The organism is Halomonas sp. PR-M31 (assembly GCF_001039575.1).
Classification (GTDB): Bacteria; Pseudomonadota; Gammaproteobacteria; order Pseudomonadales; family Halomonadaceae; genus Modicisalibacter.
The window spans coordinates 32180-48694 of the sequence record NZ_JIBT01000024.1 but is presented as its reverse complement, the minus strand read 5'-3'; the positions used below and the strand labels follow the sequence as shown (position 1 = coordinate 48694).

General features: G+C 57.7%; 16 protein-coding genes and 1 pseudogene. 5 read left to right on the top strand and 12 right to left on the bottom strand.

The window, feature by feature from the left end:
• Positions 1-10 precede the first annotated feature (10 nt).
• The 9 genes and pseudogenes from CH74_RS07310 to CH74_RS07280 form a co-directional block, all read right to left on the bottom strand.
• Positions 11-694: a hypothetical protein gene (locus tag CH74_RS07310; protein ID WP_156181422.1), complete on the bottom strand. Its 684-nt coding sequence runs from the start codon at positions 692-694 to the stop codon at positions 11-13.
• Positions 695-827: 133 nt separating this feature from the next.
• Positions 828-1100 carry a hypothetical protein gene (locus CH74_RS07305; RefSeq protein ID WP_048306802.1) on the bottom strand — a complete coding sequence of 91 codons (273 nt, stop codon included), beginning with the start codon at positions 1098-1100 and terminating at the stop codon, positions 828-830.
• Positions 1101-1306: 206 nt separating this feature from the next.
• Positions 1307-1873: a hypothetical protein gene (locus CH74_RS19470; protein ID WP_253272993.1), complete on the bottom strand. Its 567-nt coding sequence runs from the start codon at positions 1871-1873 to the stop codon at positions 1307-1309.
• Entirely contained in the window at positions 1870-2304 is a 435-nt protein-coding gene (locus CH74_RS19465; RefSeq protein ID WP_253272992.1) for a hypothetical protein, read from the bottom strand. The genes CH74_RS19470 and CH74_RS19465 overlap by 4 nt, the downstream gene beginning before the upstream one ends.
• A gap of 44 nt (positions 2305-2348) precedes the next feature.
• Positions 2349-3821 carry a sodium:proton antiporter NhaD gene (gene nhaD / locus CH74_RS07295; protein ID WP_048306801.1) on the bottom strand — a complete coding sequence of 491 codons (1473 nt, stop codon included), beginning with the start codon at positions 3819-3821 and terminating at the stop codon, positions 2349-2351.
• A 169-nt stretch (positions 3822-3990) separates the two neighbouring features.
• Complete coding sequence (locus CH74_RS19460; RefSeq protein ID WP_253272991.1) at positions 3991-4443, bottom strand: pyridoxal-phosphate dependent enzyme; 453 nt, start codon at positions 4441-4443, stop codon at positions 3991-3993.
• A 10-nt stretch (positions 4444-4453) separates the two neighbouring features.
• Positions 4454-4993 carry a pyridoxal-phosphate dependent enzyme gene (locus tag CH74_RS19455; RefSeq protein ID WP_253272990.1) on the bottom strand — a complete coding sequence of 180 codons (540 nt, stop codon included), beginning with the start codon at positions 4991-4993 and terminating at the stop codon, positions 4454-4456.
• 125 nt (positions 4994-5118) lie between these two features.
• Positions 5119-6521, bottom strand: a pseudogene (locus CH74_RS07285) (aspartate aminotransferase family protein).
• A 167-nt stretch (positions 6522-6688) separates the two neighbouring features.
• Positions 6689-8158, bottom strand: coding sequence for an NAD-dependent succinate-semialdehyde dehydrogenase (locus tag CH74_RS07280; protein WP_048306800.1), 1470 nt, complete (start codon positions 8156-8158; stop codon positions 6689-6691).
• A 216-nt stretch (positions 8159-8374) separates the two neighbouring features.
• On the opposite strand from CH74_RS07280, the gene CH74_RS07275 reads away from it, so the two are divergent.
• Positions 8375-9334 (top strand): DnaJ C-terminal domain-containing protein, encoded by a 960-nt coding sequence (locus CH74_RS07275; protein ID WP_253272989.1) that lies wholly within the window; start codon positions 8375-8377, stop codon positions 9332-9334.
• 2 nt (positions 9335-9336) lie between these two features.
• On the top strand, positions 9337-9651 hold the full coding sequence (locus CH74_RS07270) for a chaperone modulator CbpM (protein WP_048306862.1): 315 nt from the start codon (positions 9337-9339) through the stop codon (positions 9649-9651).
• 18 nt (positions 9652-9669) lie between these two features.
• Here CH74_RS07270 and CH74_RS07265 read toward each other — a convergent pair whose 3' ends face one another.
• The 3 genes from CH74_RS07265 to doeA are packed head-to-tail and all read right to left on the bottom strand — an operon-like array spanning position 9670 to position 12390.
• The gene (locus tag CH74_RS07265) at positions 9670-10140 is read right to left on the bottom strand and encodes an Lrp/AsnC family transcriptional regulator (RefSeq protein ID WP_048306798.1); all 471 of its coding nucleotides are present in this window, start codon (positions 10138-10140) and stop codon (positions 9670-9672) included.
• 3 nt (positions 10141-10143) lie between these two features.
• Positions 10144-11157 carry a N(2)-acetyl-L-2,4-diaminobutanoate deacetylase DoeB gene (gene doeB / locus CH74_RS07260; RefSeq protein WP_048306797.1) on the bottom strand — a complete coding sequence of 338 codons (1014 nt, stop codon included), beginning with the start codon at positions 11155-11157 and terminating at the stop codon, positions 10144-10146.
• Positions 11158-11190: 33 nt separating this feature from the next.
• Complete coding sequence (gene doeA, locus CH74_RS07255; protein WP_048306796.1) at positions 11191-12390, bottom strand: ectoine hydrolase DoeA; 1200 nt, start codon at positions 12388-12390, stop codon at positions 11191-11193.
• Positions 12391-12682: 292 nt separating this feature from the next.
• On the opposite strand from doeA, the gene CH74_RS07250 reads away from it, so the two are divergent.
• From CH74_RS07250 to yejK, 3 genes are all read left to right on the top strand, one after another.
• Complete coding sequence (locus CH74_RS07250; protein WP_048306795.1) at positions 12683-14317, top strand: methyl-accepting chemotaxis protein; 1635 nt, start codon at positions 12683-12685, stop codon at positions 14315-14317.
• Positions 14318-14461: 144 nt separating this feature from the next.
• Positions 14462-15391 carry a glyoxylate/hydroxypyruvate reductase A gene (locus CH74_RS07245; RefSeq protein WP_048306794.1) on the top strand — a complete coding sequence of 310 codons (930 nt, stop codon included), beginning with the start codon at positions 14462-14464 and terminating at the stop codon, positions 15389-15391.
• Between the two features lie 23 nt (positions 15392-15414).
• Entirely contained in the window at positions 15415-16419 is a 1005-nt protein-coding gene (yejK, locus tag CH74_RS07240) for a nucleoid-associated protein YejK (RefSeq protein WP_048306793.1), read from the top strand.
• The last annotated feature ends 96 nt before the right edge of the window (positions 16420-16515 follow it).

Sequence of the window (16515 nt, the reverse complement as noted above, 5' to 3'; positions counted from 1 at the left end):
TCAGTTCAGCTTATTGGATAAGTTTAGCACGTTCGCGACGTTGGTCTGAAAGAGCCGTTATACTGCCAACAGCACGCGCGGCTGCGAAATGGAAGCGAAGCCGCAATGGAGCAGCCGTCGCCTTGACTGTGATTGTTAGGGGGCAAGAGACGTATTCCAGCAACCCCTCGAAGAATTGCACCACTATGTCCCGAACTTGCTCGACCGTGTAGTACTGGTTGGCGTACTCAATATAGATTCCTTCATCTACTGCCGTGAAGAAGTACTGATACCAATCTTTGACCACGGGCTGATCTTCGATTGATGAAACTTGGCTGGAACGCAACCAATGATAATGCTTGCTCGCATTAGCCGTTTCAATACAGATGCGAAGAGCATGTACTATGTGTCTTCTCGCATCTTGCCCGCTGTTTGGCAGGCATGAATAGTCCTTGATCCATTCAGACGCTTTATGTGGCAATGACTCATAAAGCGATTGCCCGACAGCTTTAGTTAACTGCTTAGATATTGGATACTGCCGAAAGCATTGCTGACACCATTCGTAAAGAACAGCGGCCGTCACAAAGAAATTAAACAAGTCGTAACGGTGAGAAGAGCAATTGATCTTCTCGGCATCATGCAGTAACTTCCCTAGCAAATCCCTCGGTGTTTCCAAACCGTAGGAGATGTGAGATAAATTCTTTTGTTTAGCCATGGACTTCCCTATCCTGCCGAACATCACGAACATCAAACTGCATCGATTTAACCCCTAACGCAAAGCTATGCGGTGGCCCGTCAGGGGCGTCCAGTGGACGGACGCCGGGCCGGAAACGAACATAAGCGATTTTTTACGTGGAGGCGAAAGCTGTTATCAGAACGCCAGCGCCTGCAAGAATTGCTGCGACAACTCCCAATATCCAGTTCCGTTGCGTCTTTCTTCTATCATACTCAAACATCAGCCAGTTGTATGGTGGGGTTTTGTCGTAGCCGACAAACTGGGATTCTCTGATTGCGTTGATCAGCCGACGGGTTTTGATCTTTTTAATGGTTTTGTGGTTGCGAGTCCCAAGATTGACATACGCATCCTGTGCATCGGCACTCAAATTCTCCCCTTCTGCCATAAGATAACCTCCTGAATCACAAACTGACCAACCACCTAACAAGTATTAGACGGAACGCTCTAATATTAAATAAAAATGCTGACGCGTTCATTCAATATTATCGAGTGCGTCATTTTCATATAATTCATTGATATCAAAAAACACCAAGAACAGCTCGGCAGGCTTCAGCAAGCCACTACCATCCTTCTTGCAAATCCGCGCTCTATTCACCCCATCAAACGCCCCAGCGCGAAGTTGGCGATCGCCGTGTCCTGCACGCCGGTGCCGGTCAGGTCACAGACCGTGATGCTGGCATCCGAGAGGCGCAGGCGCTGCCCTTCAGCGATAACCCTTCCCAATTCATAGACCTTGAATGGCGGCTTGCCATCAGCGTCGAAACTGTTTGATCTACTTGAGTCGTTTGATCTTGAACGAGCTTGCCGGGTAAAGGCCTTGAGTTCGCCGTTCGTTTCGCTTTGGGCGCGGGTATCGCAGACGAAGGCGTCGGCGCGGGTCATCAGCGATTCATCAAGCTCGCGCTTCTCGGGGCTATCCGAGCCCATGGCGGTGACATGCGCCCCTTCCGGTACGTCTTGAGCGGTAAGAATGGGAGTTCGTGCGGGAGTTGTGGTAACGATGATATCCGCCTGGGCGCAGGCTGCCTTGACGCTGTCATGTACGTTGACCGTGAGCCCTAGCGTGCGCATACGCTCGGCGTAGGCCTCGGCGGAGTCGCGCTTGCGCGCCCAGACATCGACGCTGTCGATATCGCGCACCAGTTGCAGCGCCCTCACCTGCAATTCAGCCTGTTCGCCAGCGCAAGCACGGCCACGCGGCGACTGTTTTCTCGCGAGAGGTGCTTGGCGGCAATGGCGCCGGCCAGGGCGGTGCGTATCGCAGTGAGATAGCCTTCGTCGAAGAGCACCGCATCCACCAGCCCGGTCTTGGCAGAGAACACCATCATCAGGCCATTCAGACTCGGCAAGCCGAGCTTGGGATTGTCGAAGAAGCCGGGGCTGACCTTGATGGCAAAGCGTTCGAAGCCGCGAATATGGGCGGTCTTCACATCCACCTCGCCATTGGACTCCTCGATGGCCATCGAGAGGATGGGCGGCTGGACCACGTCGCCGCGGCCTAGCGCCTTGAACCCCTCCTCTATTGCCTCGAGCGCAGCGCGGTCCAGGTGGACCGCGTCACTGATAACGTCCCGATTGAAAAGCTGCATGAAGAAGACTCCCGGTCATATCGATGTCTTCTTATTGTCACCAATCAACCGCTGATCGCAAAACTTCCCGCATTGATCCATAGATGCGTCAAGATGCTTGCGACATAGCCCAGGAAGATGGCTGGCGCCCATTTCAAATGCCCCATGAAGGTGTAGGAGCCACGCGCATGCCCCATCAACGCCACGCCCGCGGCGGACCCGATGGAAAGCAGACTGCCGCCGACCCCGGCGGTCAGGGTGATCAGCAGCCAGTGGCCATGAGACATGTCCGGCTGCATGGTGAGTACGGCAAACATCACAGGAATGTTATCGACTACCGCCGAGACCACGCCAAGGATGACATTGGCCCAAGTGGCATCCCATTGAACGTAGAGCAGCTCCGAGAGCATCGATAGATAGCCGAGAAAGCCCAGCCCCCCCACGCACATGACCACCCCATAGAAGAAAAGCAGCGTATCCCACTCCGCATGGGCGATACGATTGAAGACGTCAAAGGGCACGACGCTACCTAGACGCTCGAGTTTGCGCTGATCGCCTCGCCGCGAATAGCGCTTCCGCTTACGCTCCAGGGAGCGCGGCAGACTCTGGCGCAGGTAGTAACCGAAGAACTGTAGATAGCCGAGTCCGGTCATCATGCCCAATACCGGCGGCAGTCCCAGAAATGTATGGCAGGCTACGGCGGAGGCGATGGTCAGCAGGAACAAGGCAATGATGCGCTTCCAGCCACGCTTGAGATCAACGACGTCATCCTGCGCCTGTGGGCGGCGTTTTTTGACGAAGAAGCTCATGATGATGGCCGGCACCAGGAAGTTGACCAGCGAAGGTATCAGCAGCTCGAAAAACTCGTAAAACTTGACCATGCCGTCCTGCCAGACCATCAGGGTAGTGATATCACCGAAGGGGCTGAACGCGCCTCCCGCATTGGCGGCAACCACGATGTTGACACAGCACAGATTGATGAAAGCCCGATCTCCCTCGGCGACCTTGATCACAACGGTGCACATCAAAAGCGCCGTGGTCAGGTTATCGGCTACCGGTGAGATGACAAAAGCCAGACCACCGGTCAACCAGAACAGGCTACGATAGCTGAACCCCCGGTCTACCATCCAGGCGCGCAAGGCATCGAATGTCCGCCGCTCGTCCATGGCATTGATGTAGGTCATCGCCACCAGCAGGAATAGCATCAGCTCGGCGAATTCCAGAAAGGTCTCACCGAACGCCTCTTCGGCGGCATGGGGCATGCCTGCTTGAACGTAAACCCAGCCGATCAGTGCCCAGATGATCCCTGCCGCCACCAGCACCGGCTTTGACTTGCGCATATGAAGCTTCTCTTCAAGCATCACCAAGGCGTAAGCAATGACGAAGACAACCAGGGCTATAGCGCCGACCGTTGAGCTGGTCATATCCAGCTCCCCGCTGATGGCCAGCGCAGCGGGAGAGACGAGCCACAGGGTGAGTAAGGACAACAACCAGAGAAAAGCACGAGGGTAGACAGGCAAAAACACACAACGAGTCATGGATACATTCTTACGCCAAGGAGAAGGAAGACGCTATCTTGCCCAAGATACTAGCAAGCTGAAATACCATGAAGGTTGATGATGATCATTCTTTTCCTACATTCATTCATCATTGTGCAAAAAATTTAACATCTTGTAGCAGTACCTGCTGTTGCCGCAGGAACTTGAATCAGACGGTTCCCGCCAAAGTGCGAGCACGATCGAAGGTTGCCAGAGAGACGCCATTGCCTGATACGATCAGCGCCACCTTCTGGCCCTGCACGTTCACTCCGTGCTCCTCGATGGCGGCCAAACCGATGGCGGCGGCGCCTTCCACTAACATTTTCTCGTGCTCCAGCATGTCAATCATGGCTCGAGCGATGGCGGGCTCGGAGACCTGATAGTGATTGTCCATCACCTCGGACACTAAATCGAAAGTATAGCGATTGCTTACACCGATTCCGCCATTAAGAGAATCCGCCAGACTGTCGCTTTCCTCGACGTCGACCGGGTGCCCTGCCTCCAGGCTTTCCCACATCGCCGCACCCTTTGACAAGCTCACTCCGGTCACCCAGGTATCCGGGCGAATTGCTTTGATGGCGGCGCCGATACCTCCCAGTAAACCACCTCCGGAAAGTCCCACGATTACCCGATCAAGATAGCTGATCTTCCAGCAGTTCCAGACCAATGGTGCCTTGACCGCTGGCAATCAACGGATCATCGAAGGGCGGAATCAATGTCATGCCCTGCTCCTCGACCAGTCGCGTGACCGCTTCGAAAGCCTCGTCCTGGCTCTGGCCCACACGCTTCACCTCGGCCCCCAATGATTCAATGGCACGCACCTTGTTGTCCGGCACTCGCTCCGAAAGACAGATCACCGACGGCACGCCAAAACGGGCCGCGGCAAATGCCACCGCCCGGCCGTGATTACCGGTAGAGGCCGTGGTCACACCTTGGTCAAGTGAATCCCTACCGTGTTTTTCGATCAGGGTAGCGATCATATTGGTCGCCCCGCGCAGCTTAAAAGCACCGGTGGGTTGGCAGTTTTCCAGCTTGAGAAAGATCTCCGCATCAAAGCGACGAGACAGTTCCATGGAGCGAATCAGCGGCGTGCGGACCACCTGACCCGCAATCCGTGCGCGGGCCTGGTAAATCGACTCTAGGGTGACTGAATGGTGACCGGGATCTGGCATGAGCAACTCCTTTTCTTATTAGACGCTATATTATTGCCATAGTAGCGTCGGAAACGGTAAAAAAGCCAAGCCCTCTTGAGAGCTTGGCTTTCGACAACCTGGTCTTTAATCGCTGAAAACGTCGCTTATTTCAGATCGCCGGAACGGGTCAGCTCATCAGCTACCTTGTCTACCGCACACTTGGCACGGGCGATGATTTCATCGACTTCATCACGGTTGACCACCAGCGGCGGTGCGAAACCCAGTATGTCTCCATGGGGCATGGCCCGGGCAATCAGATTTTCCTCCATGGCAGCAGCACTGATGCGCGGGCGACCTTGAGGGCCGGCGCGAAATGCTCACGATGGACCGGGTTCGGCGAAAACTCCAGCGCCGCGAGTAATCCGACGCCGCGCACGTTGCCCACCAAGGGGTGATCGGCAAAGGTTTTCTGCATCTGCTGCTGTAGATAGGCGCCGGTCTCGGCGGCATTCTGGGCCAGACCTTCCCGCTCGATGATGGCCAGATTGGCCAAGCCGGCAGCGACGCCCAACGGGTGACCGGAATAGGTCCAGCCATGACCGATCGGTCCGTACTCGCCGGTGCCCTGCTCCAGCACCTGCCACACCTTGTCACCAACGATCACGCCGGACAGTGGCTGATAGGCGCTGGTCAGGCCTTTGGCTACAGTAATGAGATCCGGCTTCATGCCGTAGAAATGCGAGCCGAAGTCGGTACCGATACGCCCGAACCCGGTCACCACCTCGTCTGCGATCAGCAGCACGTCGTACTTATCGAGCACCTGCTGAATCTCGTTCCAGTAACCCTCCGGCGGCGGCACGATACCGCCGGTGCCCAGCACCGGCTCGCCGATGAAGGCGGCCACGGTATCCGGGCCTTCGGCGAGGATCATCTCCTCGAGCTTGGCGGCGCAGTCCTTGGCGAACTCACGCTCACTCATGTTGGCCTGGGCATCGCTGCGCCGGTAATAGTACGGCGCCTCGGTATGACGAATGCTGTCGATGGGCAGATCGAAATGGTTGTGGAAGGTCGGCAGGCCGGTCAGCGATCCGGAAGCGATACCGGAGCCATGATAGCCGCGGCTGCGCGAGATGATCTTCTTCTTCTGGGAGCGGCCCAATACGTTGTTGTAATAACGCACGATCTTGAGCTGGGTCTCGTTGGCATCTGAGCCTGACATGCCGTAATAGACCTTGGACATGTTCATGCCGGCGAGCTTGATGATCTTCTCGGAGAGCTCGATTAGCGGCTCGTTCGAGTGGCCCACATAGGTGTGGTAGTAGGACAGTTCAAGCGCCTGCTTGTAGATCGCCTCGGCCACTTCGGTACGCCCGTAGCCGATGTTCACGCAGTACAGGCCGGCGAAGCCGTCGATCATCTCGCGGCCATCCTTGTCGACGATATTGATGCCCTTGCCGCCGGTAATTACCCGGCCCGGCGCATCGCCCTGGGCAAAGTCGCGCAGATGGGTGGACGCATGAAACGTCACCTTGCGGTCACGATCAATCAGCTCCTGATGGGTACTCATCAACTTCTCCTGAAAGCTTTTATTACATAAGTTTAAACGTGATATCTACCAACCTAGAGAGCTCTGCGAGCGATGGCTAGACAAGGCAAAAATCGGCGAAAAAGCGGAGTTTACTGTTGTAAATGAGCATTTTAAGCCGATTTTTAACGCCGTATAGCCGAGCGCAGCTAGCTCCCCGATAAAGAGCCGAGGCCGCCGAGGCAATAATATTTCGTGTCAAGATACTCCTCGATCCCGGCAGTACCCCCCTCACGACCCAGCCCAGACTGTTTCACCCCGCCAAAGGGAATCGGGGGGCCGGTCATCTTCACGCTATTGACCGAGACCATGCCGTTGCCCAGGGCGCGCAGCATCTTCCAGATACGGCGAATGTCGTGGGTATAGACATAAGCCGCCAGTCCGTACTCGGTGTCGTTGGCCATGGCGATGGCGTCATCGTCGCTCGAGAATTTTGTAACGCCGGCCACCGGGGCGAAGTTCTCCTCCCGCCAGATCTGCATGTCCGCGGTCACATCGGTCAGCAGCGTCGGCATGAAGAAGTTCTCCCCCGGCGCCATGGACTGATCGCCATGAATCAGGGTCGCTCCCTTGGACAGGGCATCGTCGACGATGCTGGACGCCTTCTCCACGGCCCGTTGATGAATCAGCGGCCCGAGATCGATTTCGCTGATCAGGCCATTGCCGACCTTGAGAGCCTTCATGCGCTCGGCGAAGTACTCGACGAATGCGTCGTGCACGTCTTCATGCACCAGGATGCGATTGGCCGCCAGGCAGTCTTGCCCCGCGGTCTGGAACTTGGCCGCCACCGCGGCAAGGGCGGCCTCCTTGGGGTCGACGTCCGGGCCAACAATAAACGGCGCGTTGCCCCCCAGCTCAAGCGACACCCGCTTGACGGTGCTGGCGCACTGCTCCAGCAACAATCGTCCGACCGGCGTGGACCCGGTGAACGAGAGAGCCTTGACCCGAGGTTCCTTGCACAGTACCTCGGACACCTCAGCCGCTTCACCGAGCACCACGTTGAATACACCCGCTGGAATGCCGGCGCGTTCCGCCAGTTCCGCAAGCGCCAGGGCACTGAACGGCGTCTCGCCGGCCGGCTTGACGATGACCGGACAGCCTGCCGCCATGGCGGCGGCGGCCTTGCGGGTGATCATCGCCAACGGGAAGTTCCAAGGCGTGATCAGCGCCGCCACGCCCACCGGCTCCTTGAGGGTGCCAAGGGCGGCGTTGGGAATATGACTGGGAATGGTCTGGCCAAAGGTGCGCTTGCCCTCTTCCGCGAACCAGCGAATGAAGCTGGCACCGTATTCCACCTCGCCTCGGGCATCCGGCAAGGGCTTGCCCTGCTCATGGGTCATGATGATGGCCAGATCCTCGCGATTGGCCTGCAGCAGGTCGTACCAGGCCAGCAGACGCTCGCAGCGCTCGTCGGCGCGCAGTGCCCGCCACTGAACGAATGCCGCGTCGGCAGCTTCCACGGTGCCGCGAATCTGCTCCGGCTCGAGCAGGGGTATGTGCCCTAGTGTCTCCCCGGTGGCCGGATCGATCACTGCCATCTCACGGCCACCATCGCCGTGGGTCCATTTGCCATCGACATAGGCATACTGGCGCAATAGACGTGGATCGTTGAGCTTCATGGGTGCCTCCTTGAAACAAAAAGCAGGCAGCGCTCTGCCTGAATACAGCCTCAGGTTACTACGTGTCTCGACTGGATAATTTTTGTCCCAAGGCCTGCGGGCACGAAGTTCTTTTGCAGTTAAGCATGGGAGTTGCAGAATTTTCTGTAGCAGTTGGCACTGGACAGTCGTCACAAAACACGCTTGGATGCCTTCAGGGCAGCATGAAAGGATCGAATGGAAATGGAGTTCAAGGATTACTACCAGCTCATGGGCGTCGAGCGGGACGCGTCTCAGGACGAGATCAAGCGCGCCTATCGCAAACTGGCACGTAAGTATCACCCGGACATCAACAAGGAGCCGGACGCCGAAGAGAAGTTCAAGGAGATGGGTGAGGCCTACGAAGTCCTCAAGGACCCGGAGAAACGCGCCGCCTATGATCAGCTCGGAGCGGATTGGCAAGGCGGTCAGGATTTCCGGCCACCGCCGGACTGGAACGAGGATTTCGCTTTTCATGGCGGCGGCTTCACCGATACGAACACGGATCAGTTCAGCGACTTTTTTGAGAGCCTGTTCGGTCGAGGCAATGTCGGGGGTGGCTATCGGCCTCACTCGCAACGTGAGTTCCATATGCGCGGTCAGGATAGCCATGCCAGGGTGGTCATCGATTTGCAAGATGCCTACACCGGCGCAACTCGCGCTTTGACTCTGACCCAGTCACAGCCTGGTAGCGACGGTCGGCTACATCCGCGGGAGCGCACCCTCAACGTCAAGATTCCCAAGGGCGTGCATCCAGGACAGCATATTCGTCTTGCCGGCCAAGGCGAGGCGGGCCTGGGCCAGGGCGAAGCGGGCGATCTGTATCTCGAGGTCGAATTTCGCCCGCACCCTTTCTATCATGTGGAAGGCAAGGATGTGTTTCTGGATTTACCCGTGGCGCCTTGGGAGGCAGCGCTTGGGGCAACGGTCAAGGCGCCCTTGCCCACCGGGTCCGTGGATTTGAAGATCCCCGCCGGCTCCACCGCAGGACGCAAGCTGCGTTTGAAGGGCCGCGGCCTGCCCGCCAAATCGCCGGGGGATCTTTACGTGATAGTGAAGATCGCCTTGCCGCCAGCGGACGATGACGCCGCCAGGCAAGCCTACCGAGAATTCGAGAAGGCCTTCACATTCAACCCACGCACGAATATGGGGGTGTGATCATGACGAAACGAGACCTACCGACATTGACCTCCGAGGTGCTGGAAGAGGACATCGAATTGACCCTGGCCCAGCTATGCCGCACCTGTCAACTGCCCGCGGATCAAGTCGTCGATCTGGTTGATGAAGGCGTCATCGAACCCGTGGGCCGCGATCCGTCCGGCTGGCGTTTTTATGGCATCAGCGTGCGCCGAATTCGCTGTGTGCAGCGGCTCAGACAAGACCTTGGGGTCAATATGGCGGGCGCCGCGCTGGCCCTTGATCTGCTCGAGGAGCTGGAACAGCTGCGGGCTCGGGTGCAGCGACTCGATCAGTAGTGTTCATGAATGGAGTAATCATTCCTGTTCGATTTGGATTGACGGCGTCGTCGCCTTGACCGTCTTGGTGACGATGTAGGTAAAGTAGCGCTCGATGCCTAGGTCGGACATCAGCCAGTCGTCGATCAAGCGCTGATAGGCGTCGATGGAGGATGCCTCGACCTTGACCAGATAGTCCACGCCGCCCCCGACCGCCACACACTCGGTGACTTCCGGCGTTGCATGAATGGCGTTCTCGAAGCGTAGAAAGCTTTCCGCATTGTGCTGCTTGAGTTCGATCTGCATCCAGACCGGCGCACGCTTGTGCAGCACTCGAGCATTGATGCGGGCACTATAGCCTTCGATGATGCCAGCCTTTTCCAACCGTTTGACCCGCTCCCAGCAGGGGCTGACCGAGAGATTGATCGCCTCTGCCAGGCGCGACTTGGTGATCCGGCCGTCCTTGGCCAGAATCTCGAGAATCTTGATGTCATAGCGGTCGAGTTTCATCGATCAATCCAGCGAATCGACCACCACGCCAATCACCGCAATGGTATCCCCCATGTTGACCAGGGATGGGAAGCGCCGCGCGATCAACACGCCATCCCGAGCGGCGCGATACTCCACCGGGTCCGCGCCGGTGCGAGTCATGTCATAAACTCGGGCGATCACCTCGCCTTCCTTCACCGCGTCGCCAAGGGCCAGGGTCAATTCCAGCAGCCCGGTATGTTCGCTTTGCACATAGCAGGCGGCATCCGGCATATCCATGTAGATCTGAGAGGTTTCCGGAGGCGTTAGTTCTCCTTTGGTCAAGCCGTAGTGAATCAAGAAGTTGCGCACACCTCGCTCGGTGATCGCCAGGCTTTCGGGAGTGCTCGTGCCGCCGCCGCCAAGCTCCGTGGCAACGAAGATCTTGCCCTGGCTTTCCACGGCGGTGTCGAACAGCTTTGCCGCATCGAGTTCGAACATCAGCATGGCCGTGGGCGCACCGAAGGCCTTGGCGCCTTCCACCGCAAGGCGCTGCTTCTCCTTGTCGTCAAGCAGGTGCGAGGCGGCAAACGGTATGATATCCAGAGTGCGACCGCCGGAATGCAGATCCAGCACCACATCCACCAGCGGTACCAGGGTACGAGTGAAGTAGTCGGCAATCTTCTCGGTGACGTTGCCATCCGGATCGCCGGGAAAGCTGCGGTTGAGATTGCCGCCATCCATGGGCGAGGTGCGCCGCCCCACCTGCGCCGCCGGCATGTTCATCATCGGCACGATGATCACCCGACCCTTTACGTCCTCCGCCTTTAGGGTGTTGGCCAGCTTCAGCAGCGCCGTGATGCCTTCGTACTCGTCGCCGTGATTGCCGCCGGTGAGCAAGGCGCTGGGACCTTCGCCGTTCTTGACCACGGTGACGGGGATCATCACTGCTCCCCAGGCAGATTCATCGTTGGAGATCGGCAGCTTGAAAAAGCCGTGCTGAACGCCATCCGCATCGAAATCGACGGTGGCGGAAATCGGGCTGGGCCGCTTGCTCATGACATCTCCTTGTTTCATTGTTCTTTGCTTACGTTACTTGACGAACAGCTGGCGGGGAAAGTTTGCCAGGGGCTCGGCGCCTCGCTCGGTGATCAGAATGCTCTCGGTAATCTCGAGCCCCCAGTCGTCCATCCACATCCCGGGCATGAAGTGAAAGGTCATACCGGGTTCGAGTATCGTCTCATCAGAGGGACGCAGGCTCATGGTGCGCTCGCCCCAGTCCGGCGGGTAGCTGATGCCGATGGGATAACCGCAGCGCGCCCCGCCACGGTCGAAGCCGTACTTGTCCATGGCCATGCCCAGCGCCATGGCGATATCCGCACAGCGATTGCCGGGCTTGGCCACCGCCAGGCCGTTCTCGATCCCTTCCAGCAGCGCCGATTCACCCCGCACGAACTCCAGGGGCGGTTTGCCGAGAAAGATGGTCCGTGACAAGGGCGCATGATAGCGCTTGTAACAGCCGGCGATCTCGAAGAAGGTGCCCTCGCCTTCGCGGAACGGCGTATCGTCCCAGGTCAGATGGGGCGCGGCAGCATCGGCACCGGTGGGAAGTAGCGGCACGATAGCTGGGTAATCGCCACCGTGTACCACGCCGTCCGACGCCGTCCAGCCTTCGATGCCCACCCGATAAATTTCTGAGACCAGTTTGCTCTTGGCAAGACCGGGCTCGATCATTTCCAGGATGCGCGAGTGCATGCCTTCCACGATCCTGGCCGCCACCCGCATGTACTCGATTTCCTGAGGCGACTTGATGGCGCGACACCAGTTGACCAAGGCATTGGCATCCTGAAACCGGGCATGGGGCAGCTCCCGCACCAGGCTCTGATAGGCCTTGGCGGAGAAGTAGTAGTTGTCCATCTCAACCCCGACCACGCCAAGATGCCAGCCACGATCCGGCATGATCGACTGGGCCAGGTACTCCATGGGATGCATGTCCGGATTCTGCACGTAGTAATCCGGATAGTAGGTAATGTTTTCGGGATCGATCCAGCAGGTGCGCAGAGCGCCGTTGCTGTCCTGACGGCGGCCGTACCAGACCGGCTCTCCTGACAGGCCCAACAGCACGCATTGGTGCACATAGAAAGACCAGCCATCGTAGCCGGTCAGCCATGCCATGTTGGAAGGATCGCTGACGATCAGCACGTCGATGCCACGAGTGGCCATCGCTGTACGCACCTTCAATAAGCGCTGAGCATATTCTTCACGTGTAAATGGCAGGACAACCTGACTCATCGATCTCGTTCCATCAGAAAATCACAAAACCGGTTATCCGTTTACCGACAGATAATGCCCGGGCGTCATCAGGATCATTTGCTATATCGTCTAGCGTAACTGTCGTCACGCGCACCCATCGTCTGAATAGGTTCCACTATTTATCAGTGTTCATGGATCGATACTAGCATTCGCCAAGCGCATGTCGTCAAAAGCGATTCTTGAAGCCGAAAATTAATGCTCAAGGGTTCAGCCACCCCGCCGATGTAAAATTAGTAAACAACAACCCCAAATTAGCCACGAAGATAAATCAATGCTAAATAACTATCGAATCGGTACCCGTCTGGGAGTGGCTTTCGCTGCCCTGTCTCTTCTACTTCTGGCCGTTCTTGGTATGGGGCTATATGGCCTCAAGGACATGAAAGACTCCGCTGACGAGGCGCTGAGCCGGGATGCAGCCATTGCCTTGAACGCTTCGATGATACAGCGTCTGGCTCTTCAGGCTCGTCGCTACGAAAAAGACGCTTTCATCAATATCGACAATGCCGACAAGGTGCTCTCTTATCGAGAGAAATGGGATGAAACACGCACCCAGCTAGTCGAGACATTCAGCGCCGGGGAAGCGCTGACCTCGAGTGCGGAACTGCGCGGCCTGTATGCCCAGACAGGTGGCGCGCTGGATGATTATGCGACAGGCTTTATCGCTATTTACGAGCGAATACGCAGCGGCGAAATCACCGAAACGATCCAGGCCAATCAAGCGTTCGGTCAGTACAAGCAGGAAGTCTATCGCCTGGCGGAATTGGCCGATTCCATCAGCAGTGTCGCCGAAGCGCGCACGATTGAAGCAGCACACACCATGAATGATCACTATCGTACCGACATCATCATTCTGGTCGTGTTTGCCGCCATTGCTCTGGCTCTCGCCGTAACCCTGGCATTCACCATCACCCGCAGCATCACCGTGCCGCTTCGTCGCGCCCTTGACGTTGCGCAGCAAGTTGCAAAAGGCGACTTGCGCCAGGAGATCACCGTTACCGGCAAGGACGAAGCCGCCAAGCTGCTCGTCGCCATGAAAGAAATGAGCCATTCGCTGGCCACTTTGGTCGCGTCCCTGCGCGGTTCCAGCGAAAGCGTCTATCTGGGCGCCAATGAGATATCTCTGGGCAGCCAGGAGTTATCCGCCCGTACCGAGCAACAGGCGGCTGCACTACAGCAAACCGCTTCCAGCATGGAAGAAATGACCGCCACGGTCCGTCAGAATACCGATGCCACCAAGGAAGCCGACAAGCTTGCCTCCGCCGCCTCTCAGAGCGCCCAAAGCGGCAACGCCGACGTTCAGCGCAGCATTGCCTTGATGCAGGAAGTCGCTGCCGGTTCCAGCAAGATGAACACGATCATCGAAACGATCGACTCCATCGCTTTTCAGACCAACATCCTGGCCCTCAACGCCTCCGTGGAAGCAGCTCGGGCTGGGGAACAGGGGCGGGGTTTTGCCGTGGTCGCCTCTGAAGTGCGCAATCTTGCCGGGCGCAGCGCCTCGTCCGCCAGCGAGATTCGCGCCCTGCTCGACGAGATGCGCGACAAGATCACCGCCTCCGCCGAACAGGCCGAGCGCAGTGGTCGTACCATCGGCGATACCGAGACCTCCATTCAACAGCTGGCCAGACTGATGAACGACGTCGCCGTCGCCACCAATGAACAAATCGGTGGCATCGAGCAGATCAATACGGCGGTGTCTCAAATGGACTCCGTGACTCAGCAGAATGCCACCCTGGTGCAGGAGTCCAGCGCCGCCGCTGCGTCCCTGGAAGACCAGGCTGGGCATCTCAAGAAACTGGTCGCCACCTTCCAGATCGATGAAACAAGCAATGACCATGAGCCGGCGCAAGAAGAATCAGCAACAACCGACGAGATGAGCGAGATGAGCGCGCCTGTGGCAGCATGATTGCCGCTTCTTGAAGGTCCAAAATGGCTGCCGGATTGGCAGCCATTTTCGTTGGGCCAGACTTAACATCTCTTCGTCCTTGCATCCAGTGACGCTTCCCGCCTAGCGTATCCTCAAACCAATTTCATGGAACGGGGAAAACACATGCGCGTACTGGTGCATATTGATGACGCTGATATCTGGCGCGAGGCGCTGTCCAAGCGCTTGCCGAACGCCGAAATCGTCACCAGTGATTCCGACCGTGATACACCGGCGGACTATCTGGCTGCGTGGAAGCCCCCCGCTGAACTACTCGAAAAACAAACGCAGTTGAAGGGCATTATCAATCTGGGTGCCGGTGTCGATGCGCTACTGAACAGCCCCGCCCTGCCGAAAGATGTGCCCATCGTCAAACTGCGCGACGCAGGCATGGGGCCGTTGATTGCGGATTATGTGCGCTTTGGCGTGCTCTATTTTCAGCGAGATTTTGATCGCTATTTCGCCCAGCAGATCGACGCTCACTGGCAGGAATACCCACTGATCGACAAGGCGGACTGGCCGGTGGGCGTGCTGGGGCTCGGTGCAATTGGCGCTCATGTGGCCCAGGCCCTGGCCGCGGACGGCTTTCCGGTTCACGGCTGGAGCCGTTCGCCCAAATCACTTGAAGGCGTGACCTGTCATCATGGAGATGACGGCCTTTCGCAGCTGCTGGGCAAGGTGCACACCCTGGTTACCCTGTTGCCCAATACCCCAAGCACTCGCGGCATCATAAGTGCGGACACGCTTTCACAGTTGCCCGAGGGCGCCAGCCTGATCAATCCCGGTCGTGGTGCGCTGATCGACGAATCCGCACTGCTTGACGCCTTGGGTGGGGGATCACAGCCCGGTCGTTTACGCGGCGCTCTGCTCGATGCCTTCGATGCAGAGCCGCTTCCCGCCGACAACCCACTCTGGTCCCACCCAAGGGTACGCATTACCCCGCATATGGCCGGGCCCACGCCGGTACGAGATGCTGCGGATCAGGTAGCCGAATTGATCAAGGCCATGGAGAATGGCGATCCTCTTGATACCGTCGACCCTCAGGCCGGTTACTGACTCATCATTTTTAGCGACTATTTATGCCCATTCAGAAAAGCATCGTTCATCTCATCGACAAACAGCCCGATGGCCAGCCCGCCACTCTGCACGCCAGGGACAGCGCCTTTCCCAACTCTTCGGCCATGGAAACCCTGCTGGACGAGTTGAACGACAGCTACAACGCCAAACAAAAGGCCTGGGGCTTCTTCAATGCGGATCGCGTCACCTATCCGTTCAGCAACTGGTTGGGCCAGTACCTGGAAGGCGAGGAAGATTTTGTCGCCTTCACCCGCCAGGCCGCGGAGCATCTGAAGACGCTGATGGAGGGCAACAATCTCTCGGTGGGCGGGCACGTGCTATTCGCGCACTATTCTCATGGTGACAGCGACTATCTAGCCATCGCCCTGCTGCATCACAGCGAGGGTGTGAGCGTGACTGACTCGCTGGAGCTAACATCCGTTCGCCAGCTCGATCTCGGCCAGTTGCACCTGGCGGCTCGCATCGACCTGACCGACTGGCGCGGCACCGAAACGTCGCGTCAGTACATCTCTTTTATCAAGGGCAGGGGCGGCAAGCGCATCGCCGACTACTTCCGCGACTTCATCGGCTGCGAGGAAGGCGTGGATGCCCCCAGCGAGACCCGTACCCTGCTCAAGGCCTTCAGCGATTATGTCGAAAGCGAGGACTTCGCCGAGGAACAGGCCCGGGAGAAGACCGACACCCTGATCGACTATGCCAACAATCAGGCACGCACGGGTCAACCGATCACCCTTGATGAGCTTTCCGAGCTGGTCGACGACCAGAAGCCCAAGGCCTTCTACGACTACATCCGCAACCAGGACTACGGTCTCGCCGCCGAGATTCCGCCGGACAAGCGCACCCTGCACCAGTTTCGCCGCCTGACCGGCCGCGCCAACGGCCTCTCGGTGAGCTTCGAAAGCCATCTCCTCGGCTCTCAGGTGGAATACGACGAGGCCCGGGATCAATTGATCATCCACCAGGTGCCGACCTCGCTGCGTGATCAGATCAAGCGGCGCCGGGAATGACTGAGTAGCCCATCGTCGCGGCTGTCTTCCTGACACATGCCGAGTAAAGACATTCATGATTTGAACCGACATAATCATCAAACATGTGCATACTCA